The 15,536-nt window shown below is 64.2% G+C and carries 18 protein-coding genes; 9 read left to right on the top strand and 9 right to left on the bottom strand.

The annotated features are described in order from the left end of the window. Positions 1-92: 92 nt before the first annotated feature. The 3 genes from ACODSD_RS09675 to ACODSD_RS09685 are packed head-to-tail and all read right to left on the bottom strand — an operon-like array spanning position 93 to position 2,696. Positions 93-551, bottom strand: a complete 459-nt coding sequence (locus ACODSD_RS09675; protein WP_488877267.1) for a Smg family protein — start codon at positions 549-551, stop codon at positions 93-95. A gap of 34 nt (positions 552-585) precedes the next feature. Further along, positions 586-1,665, bottom strand: a complete 1,080-nt coding sequence (dprA, locus tag ACODSD_RS09680; protein ID WP_488877268.1) for a DNA-processing protein DprA — start codon at positions 1,663-1,665, stop codon at positions 586-588. Next, positions 1,662-2,696, bottom strand: coding sequence for a LysM peptidoglycan-binding domain-containing protein (locus ACODSD_RS09685; protein WP_235084894.1), 1,035 nt, complete (start codon positions 2,694-2,696; stop codon positions 1,662-1,664). The genes dprA and ACODSD_RS09685 overlap by 4 nt, the downstream gene beginning before the upstream one ends. A gap of 149 nt (positions 2,697-2,845) precedes the next feature. On the opposite strand from ACODSD_RS09685, the gene def reads away from it, so the two are divergent. The 8 genes from def to ACODSD_RS09725 all read left to right on the top strand — a co-directional run bounded on the left by def (position 2,846) and on the right by ACODSD_RS09725 (position 11,464). Next, the gene (gene def, locus ACODSD_RS09690; RefSeq protein WP_488877269.1) at positions 2,846-3,349 is read left to right on the top strand and encodes a peptide deformylase; all 504 of its coding nucleotides are present in this window, start codon (positions 2,846-2,848) and stop codon (positions 3,347-3,349) included. 37 nt (positions 3,350-3,386) lie between these two features. After that, positions 3,387-4,307: a methionyl-tRNA formyltransferase gene (gene fmt, locus ACODSD_RS09695; RefSeq protein WP_488877270.1), complete on the top strand. Its 921-nt coding sequence runs from the start codon at positions 3,387-3,389 to the stop codon at positions 4,305-4,307. 35 nt (positions 4,308-4,342) lie between these two features. Continuing rightward, entirely contained in the window at positions 4,343-5,200 is an 858-nt protein-coding gene (gene htpX / locus ACODSD_RS09700; protein WP_227106518.1) for a zinc metalloprotease HtpX, read from the top strand. A gap of 95 nt (positions 5,201-5,295) precedes the next feature. Next, positions 5,296-6,546, top strand: a complete 1,251-nt coding sequence (rsmB, locus tag ACODSD_RS09705; RefSeq protein WP_227106520.1) for a 16S rRNA (cytosine(967)-C(5))-methyltransferase RsmB — start codon at positions 5,296-5,298, stop codon at positions 6,544-6,546. Continuing rightward, positions 6,533-7,105: a DUF4390 domain-containing protein gene (locus ACODSD_RS09710; RefSeq protein ID WP_233246632.1), complete on the top strand. Its 573-nt coding sequence runs from the start codon at positions 6,533-6,535 to the stop codon at positions 7,103-7,105. The genes rsmB and ACODSD_RS09710 overlap by 14 nt, the downstream gene beginning before the upstream one ends. Beyond that, positions 7,105-9,213 carry a sensor histidine kinase gene (locus ACODSD_RS09715; RefSeq protein ID WP_488877271.1) on the top strand — a complete coding sequence of 703 codons (2,109 nt, stop codon included), beginning with the start codon at positions 7,105-7,107 and terminating at the stop codon, positions 9,211-9,213. Before ACODSD_RS09710 ends, ACODSD_RS09715 begins: the two co-directional genes overlap by 1 nt. Continuing rightward, positions 9,213-10,481 (top strand): sigma-54-dependent transcriptional regulator, encoded by a 1,269-nt coding sequence (locus ACODSD_RS09720; protein WP_019100015.1) that lies wholly within the window; start codon positions 9,213-9,215, stop codon positions 10,479-10,481. Before ACODSD_RS09715 ends, ACODSD_RS09720 begins: the two co-directional genes overlap by 1 nt. A gap of 227 nt (positions 10,482-10,708) precedes the next feature. Beyond that, positions 10,709-11,464, top strand: coding sequence for a HesA/MoeB/ThiF family protein (locus ACODSD_RS09725; protein WP_488877272.1), 756 nt, complete (start codon positions 10,709-10,711; stop codon positions 11,462-11,464). A 49-nt stretch (positions 11,465-11,513) separates the two neighbouring features. Here the strand turns inward: ACODSD_RS09725 and ACODSD_RS09730 are convergent, their stop codons facing one another. The 5 genes from ACODSD_RS09730 to ACODSD_RS09750 all read right to left on the bottom strand — a co-directional run bounded on the left by ACODSD_RS09730 (position 11,514) and on the right by ACODSD_RS09750 (position 14,395). Further along, positions 11,514-11,999, bottom strand: a complete 486-nt coding sequence (locus ACODSD_RS09730) for a TlpA disulfide reductase family protein (RefSeq protein ID WP_107797876.1) — start codon at positions 11,997-11,999, stop codon at positions 11,514-11,516. 55 nt (positions 12,000-12,054) lie between these two features. Next, positions 12,055-12,468 carry an acyl-CoA thioesterase gene (locus ACODSD_RS09735; RefSeq protein WP_107801583.1) on the bottom strand — a complete coding sequence of 138 codons (414 nt, stop codon included), beginning with the start codon at positions 12,466-12,468 and terminating at the stop codon, positions 12,055-12,057. A gap of 70 nt (positions 12,469-12,538) precedes the next feature. Beyond that, the gene (locus tag ACODSD_RS09740; protein ID WP_107797877.1) at positions 12,539-12,907 is read right to left on the bottom strand and encodes a VacJ; all 369 of its coding nucleotides are present in this window, start codon (positions 12,905-12,907) and stop codon (positions 12,539-12,541) included. 20 nt (positions 12,908-12,927) lie between these two features. After that, positions 12,928-13,788 carry an energy transducer TonB gene (locus tag ACODSD_RS09745; protein ID WP_486636411.1) on the bottom strand — a complete coding sequence of 287 codons (861 nt, stop codon included), beginning with the start codon at positions 13,786-13,788 and terminating at the stop codon, positions 12,928-12,930. Between the two features lie 139 nt (positions 13,789-13,927). Next, positions 13,928-14,395: a Dps family protein gene (locus tag ACODSD_RS09750; RefSeq protein WP_107797879.1), complete on the bottom strand. Its 468-nt coding sequence runs from the start codon at positions 14,393-14,395 to the stop codon at positions 13,928-13,930. Positions 14,396-14,496: 101 nt separating this feature from the next. Here ACODSD_RS09750 and ACODSD_RS09755 point away from each other — a divergent pair, with 101 nt between their 5' ends. Next, positions 14,497-14,793: a DUF167 domain-containing protein gene (locus ACODSD_RS09755; protein ID WP_107797880.1), complete on the top strand. Its 297-nt coding sequence runs from the start codon at positions 14,497-14,499 to the stop codon at positions 14,791-14,793. Here ACODSD_RS09755 and ACODSD_RS09760 read toward each other — a convergent pair. Beyond that, on the bottom strand, positions 14,787-15,224 hold the full coding sequence (locus ACODSD_RS09760; RefSeq protein ID WP_474455458.1) for an FxsA family protein: 438 nt from the start codon (positions 15,222-15,224) through the stop codon (positions 14,787-14,789). The genes ACODSD_RS09755 and ACODSD_RS09760 overlap by 7 nt on opposite strands. Positions 15,225-15,536 lie beyond the last annotated feature (312 nt).

The raw sequence follows: 15,536 nt of genomic DNA on the forward strand, positions 1-15,536 counted from the left end.
AATAAAACAAGAGCGCAAGAGCGCTCTTGGATCGGCCGCCGGAACCGGCGGCCAAGGGCGGCATGTTAAGCCCGCTCCATGAGGCTGACAAGTCATTGCATGGTGGGTTCGCCATGCACGGCATCCAACAGCGCCTCGCCCAGCAGAATGGGCAGTTCCGCCTGTTGCGCCCACAACACCATCAAGGCCACCAGCTTGGCGCTGCCGACGTTGATGTCGTCGCCGTGCAGTTCCATCAGGCGGTCGATGACCATTTCGCGCTGCGCGGGCGTCAAGGCGCCGTGATCCTCCAGGAACTGCAGCAGGCCGCGCACGTCGGCGGGCAGGTGCTCCAGCTCGTCTTCGGCGTAAACGCGCATGCCGCTGGCTTCGTTGGCGCCGACGTAGCCGCTGCCGTCCAGGCCGCTGATGCCGTCCAGCCAATCCAGCGCGTCGTTGATCTCCTCGTCCTCGAAACCGGCGGCCTCCAATTGGCGCATCAGCGCGCCGCGGTCGCCGAAAGCGTCCGGATCGCGGAATTGTTCAAACAGGAAGGCGAGTACGTCAAACATCAATCTATCTTCTTAAAGTGCGGGTTAGCGCGGTTCAGCCCGGTTTCAGGCGCTGAAAAAGCCCGCCGGGATGGCTGGCCACCAGGCCGGCCAGCTCAAGTTCGAGCAGCATCGCGTAAAGCTCCCCCACAGTCAACCCGAGCGTGGTCGAAAGCGCATCCATACTGATGGGGTCGAATCCCATGGCTTCAAGCAGCGGCGATTCCGCCACGGGGGCCGCCGGCTTGACGCTGGGGCGTTTGCGTTGCAGCCTGCCCACTTCGTCCAGCACGTCGTCCACGGTTTCCACCAGTTTGGCGCCGTCCTTGATCAGCCGGTGACAGCCGCGAGACTGCGGATTGTGGATGGAACCGGGGATGGCCATCACTTCGCGGTTGTTCTCCATCGCCAGCCGCGCGGTGATCAGCGAGCCGGAGCCGATATTGGCCTCCGCCACCAGACAGCCGCGGCTGAGGCCGGCGATGATGCGGTTGCGGCGCGGGAAATGGCCGGCCAGCGGTCCCATGCCCAGCGCGAACTCGGACAGGATCAGGCCTTCCTCGGCGATGCGGTGCGCCAGCTGGCGGTTGCTGGCCGGGTAGACGCGGTCTATGCCGGTGCCGACCACGGCGACGGTGGCGGGCGGCTGTCCGAGCGCGCCGTGGTGGGCGGCGGCGTCGATGCCGCTGGCCAGGCCGCTGACGATGCAATAGCCGTGCTCGGCCAGTTCGCGGGAAAAGCTTTCCGCGTTCTGCCTGCCCTGCGGCGTGGCGGCGCGGCTGCCCACGATGGCGAGCATGGGCTGGGTCAGCAGCTCGCGCCGGCCGCGGGCGAACAGCAGCGGCGGCGGCGAGTTGGATTCGGCCAGCTGCGGCGGGTAGTCGTCGTCCAGCAGCGACAGCAATTGGCAGCCCGGCGTTTGCGCCCATTCCAGCGCCGCCTCGGCGGAGGCGGCGGCCTCGCGCCGCTGCAGGGCCTCGGCCGCTTCTTTGCCGATCAAGGGTTCGGTCTGGCGGCTGTTGGCGTTCAAGGCGGCGTCGGCGCCGCCGAAGGCGTCGATCAGCCGTAAAAAGCCGGCTGGACCGATGCCGGGGGTCAGCGCCAGCAACAGCCAGTCATGCGGCGGAGCCTTCATTCTTGCTCGGGGCTGGCCACGCCGTCGCCCACGTAGATCGGGCCGCGGCTGTCCAGCACCAGCGCGTAGGACACCTTGTCGAACACGCGGTAGACGAAGGCGTTGCCGGCGCGCTCCGCCGGCAGCGTCACCGTGCGCTTGCCCTGTTCGTCCTTGATTTCCAGCGGGCGGCCTTTTTTGAACAGGCCGAACACATGACCGTTTTCGACGCCCTGCGACTGGCCCAGATTGAGTACAATAGTGGAGTATTGGGCCGCGCCATCCACGCCGTTGTAGACCGAGACCACCTTGCCGCTCAGATGAGCGTCGGCCGGATGCGGGGCGTAGTTGTTGAAGTTTTGCTGCGGCGCGCGCATCAGATGGTCGCCCACCAGGATTTCCTCGCTGACGTTTCTGACTTTCAGCGTCTGAACGTCGCCTTGGGGCTTGTCTGCGGTCAGGTCGCCGCTGTAGGTCGCTTCTACGCCCAGCACCTTCTTGGTGTCCGGGTCCAGCAGCGGCTTGCCCAGCCGGTAAGCCTGCCAGGTGCCGGCCTCGTTGACGCCGGTGGCGTAGACGCGGTCCCCGGTGGCGACGGTGAGGTGTTCTTCCGGTCCGGCGATCAGCTTGGGCGATTGCAGGAACTGCGCCATGTCCACCACCAGCGGCCGTTTGAGGAAGGGCTCGATCGCCGAAGCGGGAATGCTGGCCACCGCCTGATCCAGCGTCTCGACGCGGGCCTGCGGCGAGAGTTTGACTTCGCGCTGCGCGCCTCGCGCCAGCGACAGCCGCGGCTGGCCGTCCACATAGTCCAGCGCCAGCACGTCGCCCGGGTAGATCCAGTGCGGATTCTTGATTTCGCCCTGGTTCATCCGCCACAGACGCGGCCATTTCCAGGGGCTGCTCAGATAGCGTCCGGAAATGCTCCACAGCGTGTCGCCGCGCTTCACGGTGTAGCGGCTGGGCGCGTCAGCCTTCAACTGGAGATCGGCGGCGAAGGCGGGCGCGGCGAGCCCGAGGGCCAAGGCGAAGGATATAATGCTTTTACGCATGGGAAATGCCCCAATATGAAGGTGGACGGACACCTGCGGGGGTGGCCCGCATACAAGGAATCGCGTTTCGAACATGTCTATTATCGGCGTGCCGATCGCGATACGACAACTTGATGAGTGAATGAAACGACGGGGAGTCATTAAATCCGATGGCATTGTTGAATATTTTGCATTACCCGGATGAACGGCTGCACACCGTGGCCAAGCCGGTGGAGGTCTTCGACGAGGCCTTGCAGATCCAGATCGATAATATGTTCGAGACCATGTACGAGGCCAAAGGCATCGGCCTGGCCGCGACTCAGGTCGATTTCCACCACCGCCTGGTGGTGATGGACATTTCCGAGGAACGGAACGAACGCCGCGTGTTCATCAACCCGGAAATCCTGAGCAAGGATGGCGAGACGGAATATGAAGAAGGCTGTCTGTCCGTGCCCGGCATTTACGACAAAGTGACTCGCGCCGAGCGCGTCAAGGTGAGCGCGCTGGATCGCAACGGCAAGCCGTTCGAACTGGAGGCCGACGGCCTGCTGGCGATCTGCATCCAGCACGAGATCGACCATCTGGACGGCAAGGTATTCGTAGAATATCTGTCGCAGATGAAGCAGACCCGCATCAAGACCAAGCTGAAAAAGCGTGAAAAACAGAATATGTGACCGTGGCGCCGTGGGCGCCCCGTCCGGAATGGTTTGAATGAAATTGATCTTTGCCGGTACGCCGGAGTTTGCCGCCGCCGCGCTGCGCGAGTTGATCGCCGCCGGCCATGAAATCGCCCTGGTGCTGACCCAGCCGGACCGTCCGGCCGGCCGCGGCATGAAATTGAAGCCCAGCCCGGTCAAGGCGGTCGCGCTGGAGCACGGCCTGCGTGTGGAGCAGCCGGCGTCCTTGCGCAACGACGAAGCGCAGCAGATGCTGCGCGACATCGGCGCCGACTTGATGGTGGTGGCCGCCTACGGGCTGATCCTGCCGCAGGCGGTGCTGGATATCCCGGCGCGCGGCTGTCTGAACATCCACGCCTCGCTGCTGCCGCGCTGGCGCGGCGCGGCGCCGATACAGCGCGCCATCCTGGCCGGCGACGCCGAAACCGGCATCACCATCATGCAGATGGACGTGGGCCTGGACACCGGCGACATGTTGTCCATCCATCCGGTGACCATCGCCGACGACGAAACCGCCGCCACGCTGCACGACAAGCTGGCCGTGGAAGGCGCGCGCGCCATCGTCTCCACGCTGGCCGGATTGGACGGGATCGCCCCGCTCAAGCAGCCGGAAGCGGGCGTCACTTACGCGCAGAAGCTGAGCAAGGCCGAGGCCTTGGTGGACTGGAGCCTGCCGGCGGAAGAAGTGGCCCGGGCCATCCGCGCCTACAACCCGGCGCCGGGCGCGCATACGCTGCTGGCCGGCGAAGCGCTGAAACTGTGGATGGCCGGCGCGGAGGCTGGCCAGGCCGAGCCGGGCGTGATCGTCGCCGCGGACGCGGACGGCGTGCTGGTGGGCTGCGGCTCCGGCCTGGTGCGCTTGAGCGTGCTGCAGGCGGCCGGCGGCAAGCGGCTGGCCGCGCGGGACTTCGTCGCCGGCAGAAGCCAGCTGGCGGGCACGCGGCTGGGCGTGTGAGCGGATAGACTGAGGCGAGAGGAAAGGGGGCGGCAATGACGGACAACTGGTTCAAGACCACCTTGCTGATGGCGGCGATTTTGGCGCTGTTCGCCGTGATCGGCGGCATGATAGGCGGCAAAAGCGGCATGATTCTGGCCTTGCTGTTCGGCGGGGCGATGAATGTGTACGCTTGGTGGAATTCCGACCAGATGGTGCTGCGCATGTACAACGCGCAGGAGGTGGACGCCCAGAGCGCGCCGGAATTCTACGGCATGGTGGCGGAACTGGCGCAGCGCGCCGGCCTGCCTATGCCGCGCGTCTACGTGATTCACGAAGAGCAGCCGAACGCCTTCGCCACCGGCCGCAGTCCCGAGCACGCGGCGGTGGCCGCCACCAGCGGCATCATGCGCATGCTGGACTATCGCGAGCTGCGCGGGGTGATGGCGCACGAACTGGCCCACGTCCAGCACCGCGACACCTTGATCTCCACTATTTCCGCCACCATGGCCGGCGCGATATCCGCGCTGGCCAACTTCGCCATGTTCTTTGGCGGCCGCGACGAAAACGGCCAGCCGGTGGGCTGGCTGCCGCGTCTGGCCATCGCCCTGCTAGCGCCGCTGGCGGCCAGCCTGATACAGATGGCGATTTCCCGCGCGCGTGAATTCGAGGCCGACCGCGGCGGCGCCGAGATTTCCGGCGACCCGCTGGCCTTGGCCTCCGCCTTGCAGAAGATCGAGTACTATGCGCAGGGCATTGTGATGCCCACCGCCGAGGCGCACCCGGAAACCGCGCAGATGATGATCATCAATCCCTTGTCCGGCGGCGGCGGGATGGGCGATCTGTTCCGCACCCATCCGCAGACCGCGGACCGCATCGAACGGCTGCAAGCGATGGCGCGCGGCGTATATTAATTGAAGAGCGTCGGGCGGCCGCGCGCCGCCTTGATCGCGCAAGGCCAATGCCGGAGGGCATTGGCCTGTTTGTTATGGTTTGATAGAAAGCACCCATGCATCATATTCAGCAATTGGCCGCCAATATTCTGTTGCGCGTCGAATCCGGAACCAATCTGACCGAGGCCTTGGCCGAGGCTCAACGCAAGGCGCCGGAGTTGACGCCGTCCGAGCGCGGCGCTTTGCAGGATCTGGCCTACGGCAGCCTGCGCCACTTGGCGCGGCTGCGTTTCTACTTGCGCCAACTGGTGGCCAAGCCCTTGCCCGAGCCGGTGCTGGAGCGGGTGCTGATCGTGGCCTTCTATCAGCTCTCGCACACCCGCGCCGCCGAGTACGCGGTGGTGAACGAGGCGGTGACCCTGGCCAGCCGGCTGGCCAAGGGCAATTTCAAGGGCCTGGTCAACGGGGTGCTGCGCAACTTCCTGCGCCAGCGCGCCGCCTTGGAACGCGCGGCGGAAAAGGACATCGAGGCCAGCTTCAACCACCCGCTATGGTGGATCAAGGGCTTGCAGCGCGCCTATCCGGACGCCTGGCAAGCCGTGTTGGACGCCGACAACGGCCATCCGCCGATGACTTTGCGCGTCAATCGCCGCCATGGCGACGCCGCGGCCTATCTGGAGCGGCTGCGAGCCGCCGGGCTGGACGGCGAGGCTTTGGACGGCGGCTCGATCACGCTGGCGCGGCCGGTCAATGTGCGAGACTTGCCGGGCTTCGCCGACGGCGAAGTCTCGGTGCAGGATTGGGGCGCGCAGCAGGCCGCGCACTGGCTGGACCTGCGCGCCGGCCAAAGGGTGCTGGACGCTTGCGCGGCGCCGGGCGGCAAGACCGGCCATATCCTGGAGAGCGCCGATGTCGAAGTGACCGCGCTGGACATCGACGAACAGCGGCTGCAGCGCGTGGCCGACAATCTGGAACGCATCGGCGCGACCGCGCGGCTGCATGCGGCCGACGCCGGCCAGCCGGACGGCTGGTGGGACGGCCGGCCCTTCGACCGCATCCTCGCCGACGTGCCCTGTTCCGCCAGCGGCGTGGTGCGTCGCCATCCGGACATCAAGTGGCTGCGCCGCCCCGGGGATTTCGCCGCGCTGGGCGTGCAACAGGCCGCCATGGCCGACGCGCTGTGGCCTTTGCTCGCCTCGGGCGGCAAAATGCTTTACGCTACGTGCTCCATTTTCCCCGAAGAGAATCAGCAACAGCTAGACTCCTTTCTGAATCGCCATGCGGATGCCGCGTGCCTGAGACAGGAGCAGTTGCTTCCTTGTGAGCGTCATGACGGCTTTTATTACGCGTTGCTTGAAAAACGTTAGCCTGCTGCTGTGCTTGCTGGCCGGTCTCGCCATGGCGGCGCAGGCCGAAACCATCAGCTCGCGTCGGGCTGAGGCCGAGGTGACGGCGGACGGCCAGTTGTCCGTCAGCACCCGGTTTCAGACGCGCTTGACGCCCAGTCTCAGCGACGCGCTGGAACAGGGCGTGGTGCTGCCGTTCCGGCTGGAGTTCCAGCTGACCAAGCCGCGTTTGACCGCTTACTATCTGAATTTCAGCGAGTGGTTCGATCCGCACGCCCAGTTGGGCTTCAAGCTGTCCTATCAGTCCTTGACCAATCGCTACCGCGTCACCATCGGCAATCTCTCCAACTACTACCCCACCCTGCGCGAAGCGCTGGGCGCAGTGGGCGCTATCCAGGGCTGGCGCGTGCTCAATTCCGGCACCCTGGACCCGCGCGCCTCGGGGCGCGTGGCCGGCCAGGTGCGGCTGTTGCTGGACATCGGCGAACTGCCCAAGCCCTTTCAATTGAACGCGCTGGGCTCGTCGGACTGGTCGCTGTCGTCCGACTGGGTCAAGCTGGACGTGAAGGACGGCGGCTGATGCGTTACGCGGTGATTGCGCTGGCGACGCTGGGCGCCATCCTGCTTTATCTGCTGGCCTTGGCCACCGGCAACGCATCCAAACTCAACGAATACTACTGGTGGGTGTTCGGCCTGAACGGCCTCCTGCTCGCCACGCTGCTGGGCGTGGTGGCGCGGCAGCTGCTGCGCCTGCGTCAGCGGGTGCGGCAACGGGTGTTCGGCGCCAAGCTGACCCAGAAGCTGGTGATGATGTTCGCGGTGGTGGCCCTGGTGCCGGGCATCCTGGTGTTCACCGTTTCCGCACAGTTCCTGACCCGCAGCATCGAAAGCTGGTTCGACGTCCGCGTCGAGTCGGCGCTGGACCGCAGCCTGGGCTTGGCGCGCAACTCGCTGCAGTACGTGCAGGAAGACCTGGGGCGCCGCACGCGTTCGGTGCAGGACGATATCGAGTCCTTGCCGGAAGGCCTGCTGCCGGCGAGGCTGGAGCGCTTGCGCGAGCAACTGGGATTGCGCGAGCTTGCTGTCTATAGCCGCAGCGGTCAGCTGCTGGCCTTCGCCGGCGGACTCAGCGAGCGAGTGCCTCCTCCGCTGTCGCGCGAGAGCATAGGCAAGCTCAAACCGCGCCAGACGCTGGACAGCTTCGAGAACGACGGCGGCAGCGGTCTGGTGCTGAAGTCGCTGCTGATTTACCGCAATCTGGACAGCCAGCAACGCGTGTTGCAGACCCTGCAATCCGCTCCCGGCCGCATCGCCCAGGACGCGGAGCAGATTGAGACCGCGCGCGCGGAGTATCGCCAGCTGCTCTTGGGCCGCGAGGGTCTGACCACCTTCTACATGCTGACGCTGGCGCTGTCCGCGCTGCTGGCGTTGACCGCGGCGCTGGCCTTCGCCTTATTCCTGTCAGAGCGCCTGTCGGCGCCCTTGTCCGAGCTGGCCGCCGGCACCCGGGCCGTGGCGCAGGGCGACTTTTCCAAACGCCACCCGGTATACCGGCGCGACGAACTGGGCATGCTGACCACCTTGTTCAACCGGATGACGCAGCAGCTTGAGGACGCGCGCCACGCCGCGGACCTCAGCCGCAGCGAACTGGAAAGCAGCAAGCTTTACCTGGAAAGCATTCTGGCTAACCTGAGCGCCGGGGTGATCGCCTTCGGCGCCGATTGGCAGCTGCGCGCCGCCAATACCAGCGCCTCACGCATTCTGGGCGTGGACTTCGCCGAGGTGTCGGATCAGGATTTCCCGCACTGGGCCACTTCGATTCCAGCGGTGGCGCCGCTGGTGGAGTGCGTGCTGGAGTACGCGTCCAAGAACAGCGACAGCGACTGGAAAACCCAGCTTAACTATTTGACGGTGCAGGGCGAGCGCACCTTGCTGGTGCGCGGCGCTCATCTGCCGGAGGCGTCTGCGGTGGGCTATGTGGTGGTGTTCGACGATATCACCGAACTGGCGCGCGCTCAGCGCGACGCGGCCTGGGGCGAGGTGGCCAAGCGGCTGGCGCATGAGATCCGCAACCCGTTGACGCCTATCCAGCTATCGGCGGAACGGCTGGCGATGAAGCTGCAGGACAAGCTGGCCGGCGCCGACGCCGACATGCTGCGACGCTCCACCGACACTATCATCAAGCAGGTGGGCGCGCTCAAGGCCATGGTGGACGCCTTCCGCGATTACGCGCGCGCACCGCGCACCAAGTTGACCGAATTGGACCTGAATCAAGTGGTGCGGGAGGTGATGGCTCTTTACGAATCCAACTCTGCTGTTAAGATGGCGCTTGATGAAAGGCCGTTGATGATCATGGCGGATGCGGCATTGTTGCGGCAGGTTTTACATAACCTGATTCAGAACGCGCAAGATGCGGTCCTTGACGTTGACATCCCGATGATTCAAATTAGCAGCCGAAAAGAAGAAGGCTATGCGCTCGTTTGCGTGGAGGATAACGGTCCGGGCTTTGCTCCGGAGATCCTGCAACGCGTGTTCGAACCCTATGTGACCAGCAAGACCAAAGGTACCGGTCTTGGCCTGGCGGTGGTCAAGAAGATTCTTGAAGACCATCACGGGCAGATCAAAGTGGGTAATCTCGAACCGAATGGCGCGCGCATCCTTCTCTCCCTGCCATTGCTGGAGGCCTAATGCGTAGCAGCGATATTTTGATTGTTGACGACGAGATCGGTATCCGTGAATTGCTCTCCGAGATACTGCAGGATGAGGGGTACACCGTCGCGCTGGCGGAAAACGCCGAGGTAGCCAGACAGTTGCGCAACCAGACGCGTCCGGCGTTGGTGTTGCTGGACATTTGGATGCCGGATTGCGACGGCGTGACTTTGCTCAAGGAATGGGCCAAGTCCGGTCAGCTGAACATGCCGGTGGTGATGATGTCCGGTCACGCCAGCATAGACACCGCGGTAGAGGCGACTCGCATCGGCGCTTTCGACTTCCTGGAGAAGCCGATCGCGCTGCAAAAGCTGCTGACCACGGTGCAGCGGGCGCTGAAATACGGCGATATGCAGGCCAACACCTCGCTCAATCTGGACAAGCTCGGCCGCAGCGAGCCGATCCAGGAGCTGAAGCGGCAGCTGGAACGCGTGGCCAAGGTCAAGTCGCCGGTGCTGCTGACCGGCGAACCGGGCTCCGGCTTCGAACTGGTGGCGCGCTTCTTCCATCAGGGCAACACCCCGTGGGTGACGCCGGCCAAGCAGGAGCAATTGGCGGACGCCCCGCTGGAGCTGCTGCAAAAAGCCAATAACGGCGTCTTGTTCCTGCCGGAGATCGGCCAGTACGGCCGCCGCGTGCAACAAGGGCTGCTGTTCCTGCTGTCCAAGCTGGACCGCTTCAATGTGCGGCTGCTGTGTTCCTGCAGCCGCCCGTTGCAGGAACTGCTGGTGGATCCCGAGTGCGACAACCGCCTGCTGACGGCCTTGTCCAGCGTGATTGTGCCGATTCCGCCGCTGCGCGAGCATTCCGAAGACATCATCTTCATCGCCGAGCAGATCCTGACCGAGCTGGTGGAGTCCAAGCAGGTGCCGGCCCGCAAGCTGACCACGGCGGCGCTCAACGCCTTGAGGCAGTACGATTGGCCGGGTAATCTGGAGCAGCTGCGCAGCATCATCAAGAGCCTGGCGCTGACGTCGGAGTCGGACGAGGTGGACGCGGGCGAGGTCAACAAAGTGCTGGCGCAGTTCCGCCATGAGAAGCCGGTGGAGGAGTCCGGTTTCGACTTCAATATGCCGCTGCGCGAACTGCGCGAGCAGTTGGAGCGGCGCTACTTCGAGTACCATATCTCGCTGGAGAACGGCAATATGAGCCGGGTAGCGCAGAAGGTGGGCCTGGAGCGCACCCATCTGTACCGCAAGCTCAAGCAACTGGGCATCAAGTTCGCCCGCAAGACGGTGGAAGAATAAGTCCGCGTTTCCGTTAGAACCGTTCAAAGTCTCGCGAGCAAGAGCGAGACAAGGCGAAAATGGCTGAAGAAGCGGAATGTACATACGGTACATGAGCATTCTGAAGGTGTTTTCAACGCCGTATAGCTGAAGCGCAGCAGACTTTGAGCATAAGGCCAGCCCGGATACGGCTGGCCTTATGCTTTGGGCGATGGCGCGGTGGCGGCGTTCGGATTAGGCTAGCAATCATGATTGAACTCAACGACGAGGCGCTATTGCGCTATAGCCGGCACATTCTGCTGCCGGAAATCGACATCGCCGGCCAGCAGCGCTTGAGCCGGGCGCGCGCGCTGATCGTCGGCGCCGGCGGGCTGGGCTCGCCGGTGGCGCTTTATCTGGCCAGCGCCGGAGTAGGGTATATCAGCATCGCCGACGACGATGTGGTGGAGCTATCCAATCTGCAGCGTCAGATCATTCATGACAGCGCCAGTCTGGGGCGTTTGAAGGCGGAGTCCGCCGCCGAGCGCATGCGAGCGATCAACCCCGAAGTGACGGTAACGCCGCTGGCGCGGCGTTTGGGCCCAGAGGAGCTGGCGCAGTTGGCCGCCGGCCACGATCTGGTGCTGGACTGCAGCGACAATTTCGCCACCCGCCACGCGGTGAACCGCGCCTGCGTCACCGCCGGCACACCGCTGGTGTCCGGCGCCGCGGTGCGTTTCGCCGGCCAGCTGGTGGTGTTCGATCCGCGCGATGCCGCGTCGCCCTGCTATCACTGTCTGTTTCCGGACGAGGGCGAGGCCGGGGACGGGCCGTGCGCGACTTTCGGCGTGCTGTCGCCGCTGGTGGGGGTGATAGGCAGCTTGCAGGCAGTGGAGGCGGTCAAGCTCTTGGCCGGCATTGCGCCGCGTTTGGGCCGGCTGACTCTGTACGACGGGCTGAGCGGAGAGTTCCGCCAGATCAAGGTGCCGCGGGATCCCGCTTGTGCGGTGTGCGCCGCAGGATGAAAAACGCCCCGTTTGACCGGGGCGTTGGTTTTGCCGGGGCGAGCGGGCATCACAGATGCTGCTGCACCAGCTTGCGTACTTCCTTGAAGTCCATTACGCCGACGTAGCGCTTGATGATCTTGCCCTGTTTGTCGATCAGGAAGGTGGTCGGCGCCAATTGGATGTCGCCGAAGGCCTTGGCGATCTCGCCATTGCCGTCCAGCGCGACGAAGAAGGGCAGCTGGTATTTGTCCACGAAGCTCTTCACGTAATTGGGCGGATCGTAGCTCAGCGCCACCGCGATGGTTTCATAGCCCTTGCCGGCGAACTCCTGATGCATTTTCTTGATTTCCGGCATTTCCTCAACGCAGCCCGGGCAGCTGGTGGCCCAGAAATTGACCAGCACCACCTTGCCCTTCAGCGATTCGGTGCTGGCGGTCTGGCCGCTGAGCGAGGTGTAGTTGACCTGGGGTGCCGGCGAGCCGGCGAACAGCGTCATATAGGCGACGACGGCGACCAGCGCGATGCCCAGCAGCGCGAGCAGACCTTTCTTCATTTCCTTATCCTGCGGTAAGGTCCGGGCGCGGCCCGGACGGTTCATGCCATGGCGATCAAGCCTGTTCGGCCAGCATTTGTTCCAGTAGTTCCTTCAGCTTGCCGTCCAGCGCCACCGCCTTGCCTTGTTTGGCGTCAAACACTGCGAAAGTGACGTCGGCCTCGGCCACCAGCTTGCCGCTGCCGACCAGGGTGACGCGTTGATGCATCACCGCGCTGCGGGTGCCTATCGATTTGACGCCGGTGTCGATTTGCAGCTCGTCGCCCATGGTGGCCGGGTAGCGGTAATCGATATTGATGTTGACGACCACCAGCGCCAGGCCGGACTGCAGGAACCAAGGCAGGTCGCCGCGGCTCTCGAAGTAGTTCCAGCGCGCCTCCTCCAGAAACTCCAGATAGCGGGCGTTGTTGACATGGCCGTACAGGTCCAGATGATAGCCGCGCACTTTGATCTTGGTATTGTGCTGCATGATGGTGTTTTCCCCTTTGCTCGTGATGGCGCGCTGCGCCGCCATGGACGGCGACGCCGCGGCGCCCATGTTATTCGCCCAGTTCCAGCGGCACGAAGGCCTCGCGCTCCAGCGCCTCGTCCACCAGGTCGGTGACGATGGAATGGATTTCCAGCGAGAACCATTGCTGAAACAGTTCCAGCGACAGCTCTTCCGGCCACAGGCTGTCGTCGTCGCACCAGTCGGACAGCTCGGCTGCGAATAATTGTTGGTAACGCTCGAAAACAAAGGCTTGGGCGTCGGCGTAATCTTCCGCCGCCGGGATCAGTAGCGCGTTGCAGTCCTGGCCCAGGTGCTGCAGCGAGATTTCCTCGTCCAAGCCGCCGGGCAAGGATTGCAGCCAGGCGTGGAAGGGGGCGAGTGGGCGGATTAGGGCGATGCTGCGATTGACTTCGTACATGGAGATTCCTTGATGATGTGTCAGCGACTGGACAGTTGATTGTCGCGAGTGAAAACGAATTTCTGGCGGATGCGTTGCGAGCTGGATTGCTCCGCGAGCGAGGCCGGGAACGGCGCGTAGGGCGCGGCCAGTTCTACGATGCGGCGCGCGGCTTCGTCCAGCACGTCGAAGCCGGAGCTGCGCAGCACGCGCACGTCGCGCAGGCCGCCGTCGGCTGCAATCAGCACTTCCAGCGTCACGGCGCCGTGAATGTTCTGGCGGCGGGCGGCTTCCGGGTAGTTGAGGTTGCCGATGCGCTCCACTTTCAGCCGCCAGTCTTCCTGGTAGCGGGCCCAGGGGTAGCCGCGGGCGCTTTCGGCCAGCTTGCCCTGTTTGCCGCCGCTTTCCTGCTCTTTGTCGGTCAGGCCGCTGTCGCCCAACTGCCGGCTCAAGTCGCCGACCTGGGCCAGCAGGCTGCCGGCGCTGACATGTCCGACCGTGCCGGACTGCGCGGCCGGCAGCGCCGGTTTTTTGCCGGCGTCAGGCGGCCGGGCCATGGTTTGTTGCCGCGGCGACGCGTCGGCGGGTTCGGGCGTGCCGGGCTCCGCCGGCGCGGCGACCGGCTTCGCGCGATGGCTGGCCAGCTTGTCGGTCTGAGCGCTATTGCCGGCCCCCAGATTGTTCTGCTCCGCCAGCCGGCGGGTTTTGGGCGTCTGGCGGCTGGGCGTCTGGTTCAACTGCACATTGATGATCTGGGCGGAGACGGGCGCGGGCGGGCTGGAGCGTGGACGAATCTCCAGGCTGAACAACAGCGCATGGACCAGCAGCGAAGCGAGCAGCGTCAAGCCCAGCGGCAGCATGGTGGCGCTGGAAGTCGAGGGCGAGAGCGGACTAGTGGACATGGATGGCTGTTGTGTTGGCTTTCACCGGGTAAGCGGAGTTCGCCGAAGGCGGAACCGGGCGCAGCTGAAAGTGTAGCACGGCGGCCAGTAAAAACGCCGCGCTGAGCGCGGCGTGGCGATGCATCAAGCGTACGGGGTATTATTTTTCCAGCAGGCTGCGCAGCATCCAGGCGGTTTTCTCGTGAACTTGCAGACGCTGGGTCAGCAGGTCGGCGCTGGGCTCGTCGGCGGCGCGTTCCACCACGGCGAAAATGCTGCGCGCGGTGCGACATACGGTTTCATGGCCGTCCACCAGCTGGCGGATCATCTCCTCGGCCTTGGGCGGGGCGCCGGCGGCTTCCTGGATCGCGGTCAGCTTGGCGTAGTCGGCATAGCTGCCCGGCGCGTGGTGGCCCAGCGCGCGGATGCGTTCAGCCACGGCGTCCACCGCCAGCGCCAGTTCGTTGTACTGGGTTTCGAACATCAGGTGCAGGGTGTTGAACATCGGCCCGGTGACGTTCCAGTGGAAGTTGTGGGTTTTCAGATACAGGGTGTAGGTGTCGGCCAGCAGGCGGGACAAGCCATGAGCGATTTCCTGGCGGTCTTGTTCGTTGATTCCAATATCCATCGCGATATCCTCATAAGTGAAGGGAGAGCGGAAGCCTCCCGTCGGCTGACGCCGGCGCGGCGGCTTTTGGACTACACTCTCCCGTTTTGCGGGAAAAAATCATGAAACCTTGGCTGGACTGCCGCAACGGCGCTGTCCGTCTGACGCTGCATGTGCAGCCCGGCGCCAGGAAAACCGAGGCGGCGGGCGAACACGGCGACTGCCTGAAAATACGTTTGGCGGCGCCGCCGGTGGACGGCAAGGCCAATGCCGCGCTGTTGGCCTGGCTGGCGCAGCGCTTCGCCGTGGCCAAGCGCGACGTTCAACTGCTGTCCGGCGACAAGAGCCGGCACAAGGTGGTCTTGCTTCAGTGCGAGATCACCGAGGAAGACGCGCTGCGGCGGCTGGACTTTCAGTGAAGGCGCCGGTCGGGCGGCGTGGTTTTGTCCACCCGGGTATATTCTCCATCGATGATGTCGGGGTCGGCGGCGGGTCCGGGTCCGGTCGCCGCGCGAGCGTTGACGGCAATGCTGGGGCCTTTGAAAGGCAGCAGCAATAGTACGGCGGCCAGGTCGCTGATGACGCCTGGTATCAGGAACAGCACGCCGGCCAGCAAATAACGCAGCGGCCAGAGCAAGGAATACAGCGATACGCGGTCGCCCTGGCGCATCACGCTGCCCAGGGTGAACAAGGCGCCGATCTGCTGGTTGCGCAACATCCACAAGCCCAGCAGCGAAGACAGCACGACGAAAACGAAGACGGCGAGCCCGCCGAAGTGGTCCGCCAGCGCCACCAGAGCGGCGATTTCAGCGAAGGGGTACAGCAACAGCAGGATGAGGAAGGTGCGCATGGGCAACTGAATCCGGTAAGTGGGTTTCGCGATCAGGCGGCGGACGCGTAAACCTGATCCCTTGTTGTACACATGGGTATGGCTTGGCGGCTTTCAAGGCCGGTCTGGAATTATCGTTCGGGCTTAGATGATATCGCGGCGCTTCGGTTCCCGTTTCAAGCGGGCTTTTCCGCCCGTGCCGCTGTCATTGTCATGAAAAAAAATGCAAAAACCCGTTGACGACCCTGAACTGTTTCATTATAGTTGCGCTCTCTCTTGGGTCGTTAGCTCAGCTGGTAGAGCAGCGGACTTTTAATCCGTTGGTCGCAGGTT

This window comes from Chromobacterium sp. FG22 (genome assembly GCF_057809415.1).

Coding starts and splice junctions, on each gene's coding strand:
- ACODSD_RS09675 (WP_488877267.1), bottom strand. CDS start 551: ATGTTTGACGTACTCGCCTTCCTGTTTGAACAATTCCGCGATCCGGAC.
- dprA (WP_488877268.1), bottom strand. CDS start 1,665: ATGAAGGCTCCGCCGCATGACTGGCTGTTGCTGGCGCTGACCCCCGGC.
- ACODSD_RS09685 (WP_235084894.1), bottom strand. CDS start 2,696: ATGCGTAAAAGCATTATATCCTTCGCCTTGGCCCTCGGGCTCGCCGCG.
- def (WP_488877269.1), top strand. CDS start 2,846: ATGGCATTGTTGAATATTTTGCATTACCCGGATGAACGGCTGCACACC.
- fmt (WP_488877270.1), top strand. CDS start 3,387: ATGAAATTGATCTTTGCCGGTACGCCGGAGTTTGCCGCCGCCGCGCTG.
- htpX (WP_227106518.1), top strand. CDS start 4,343: ATGACGGACAACTGGTTCAAGACCACCTTGCTGATGGCGGCGATTTTG.
- rsmB (WP_227106520.1), top strand. CDS start 5,296: ATGCATCATATTCAGCAATTGGCCGCCAATATTCTGTTGCGCGTCGAA.
- ACODSD_RS09715 (WP_488877271.1), top strand. CDS start 7,105: ATGCGTTACGCGGTGATTGCGCTGGCGACGCTGGGCGCCATCCTGCTT.
- ACODSD_RS09720 (WP_019100015.1), top strand. CDS start 9,213: ATGCGTAGCAGCGATATTTTGATTGTTGACGACGAGATCGGTATCCGT.
- ACODSD_RS09725 (WP_488877272.1), top strand. CDS start 10,709: ATGATTGAACTCAACGACGAGGCGCTATTGCGCTATAGCCGGCACATT.
- ACODSD_RS09730 (WP_107797876.1), bottom strand. CDS start 11,999: ATGAAGAAAGGTCTGCTCGCGCTGCTGGGCATCGCGCTGGTCGCCGTC.
- ACODSD_RS09735 (WP_107801583.1), bottom strand. CDS start 12,468: ATGCAGCACAATACCAAGATCAAAGTGCGCGGCTATCATCTGGACCTG.
- ACODSD_RS09740 (WP_107797877.1), bottom strand. CDS start 12,907: ATGTACGAAGTCAATCGCAGCATCGCCCTAATCCGCCCACTCGCCCCC.
- ACODSD_RS09745 (WP_486636411.1), bottom strand. CDS start 13,788: ATGTCCACTAGTCCGCTCTCGCCCTCGACTTCCAGCGCCACCATGCTG.
- ACODSD_RS09750 (WP_107797879.1), bottom strand. CDS start 14,395: ATGGATATTGGAATCAACGAACAAGACCGCCAGGAAATCGCTCATGGC.
- ACODSD_RS09755 (WP_107797880.1), top strand. CDS start 14,497: ATGAAACCTTGGCTGGACTGCCGCAACGGCGCTGTCCGTCTGACGCTG.
- ACODSD_RS09760 (WP_474455458.1), bottom strand. CDS start 15,224: ATGCGCACCTTCCTCATCCTGCTGTTGCTGTACCCCTTCGCTGAAATC.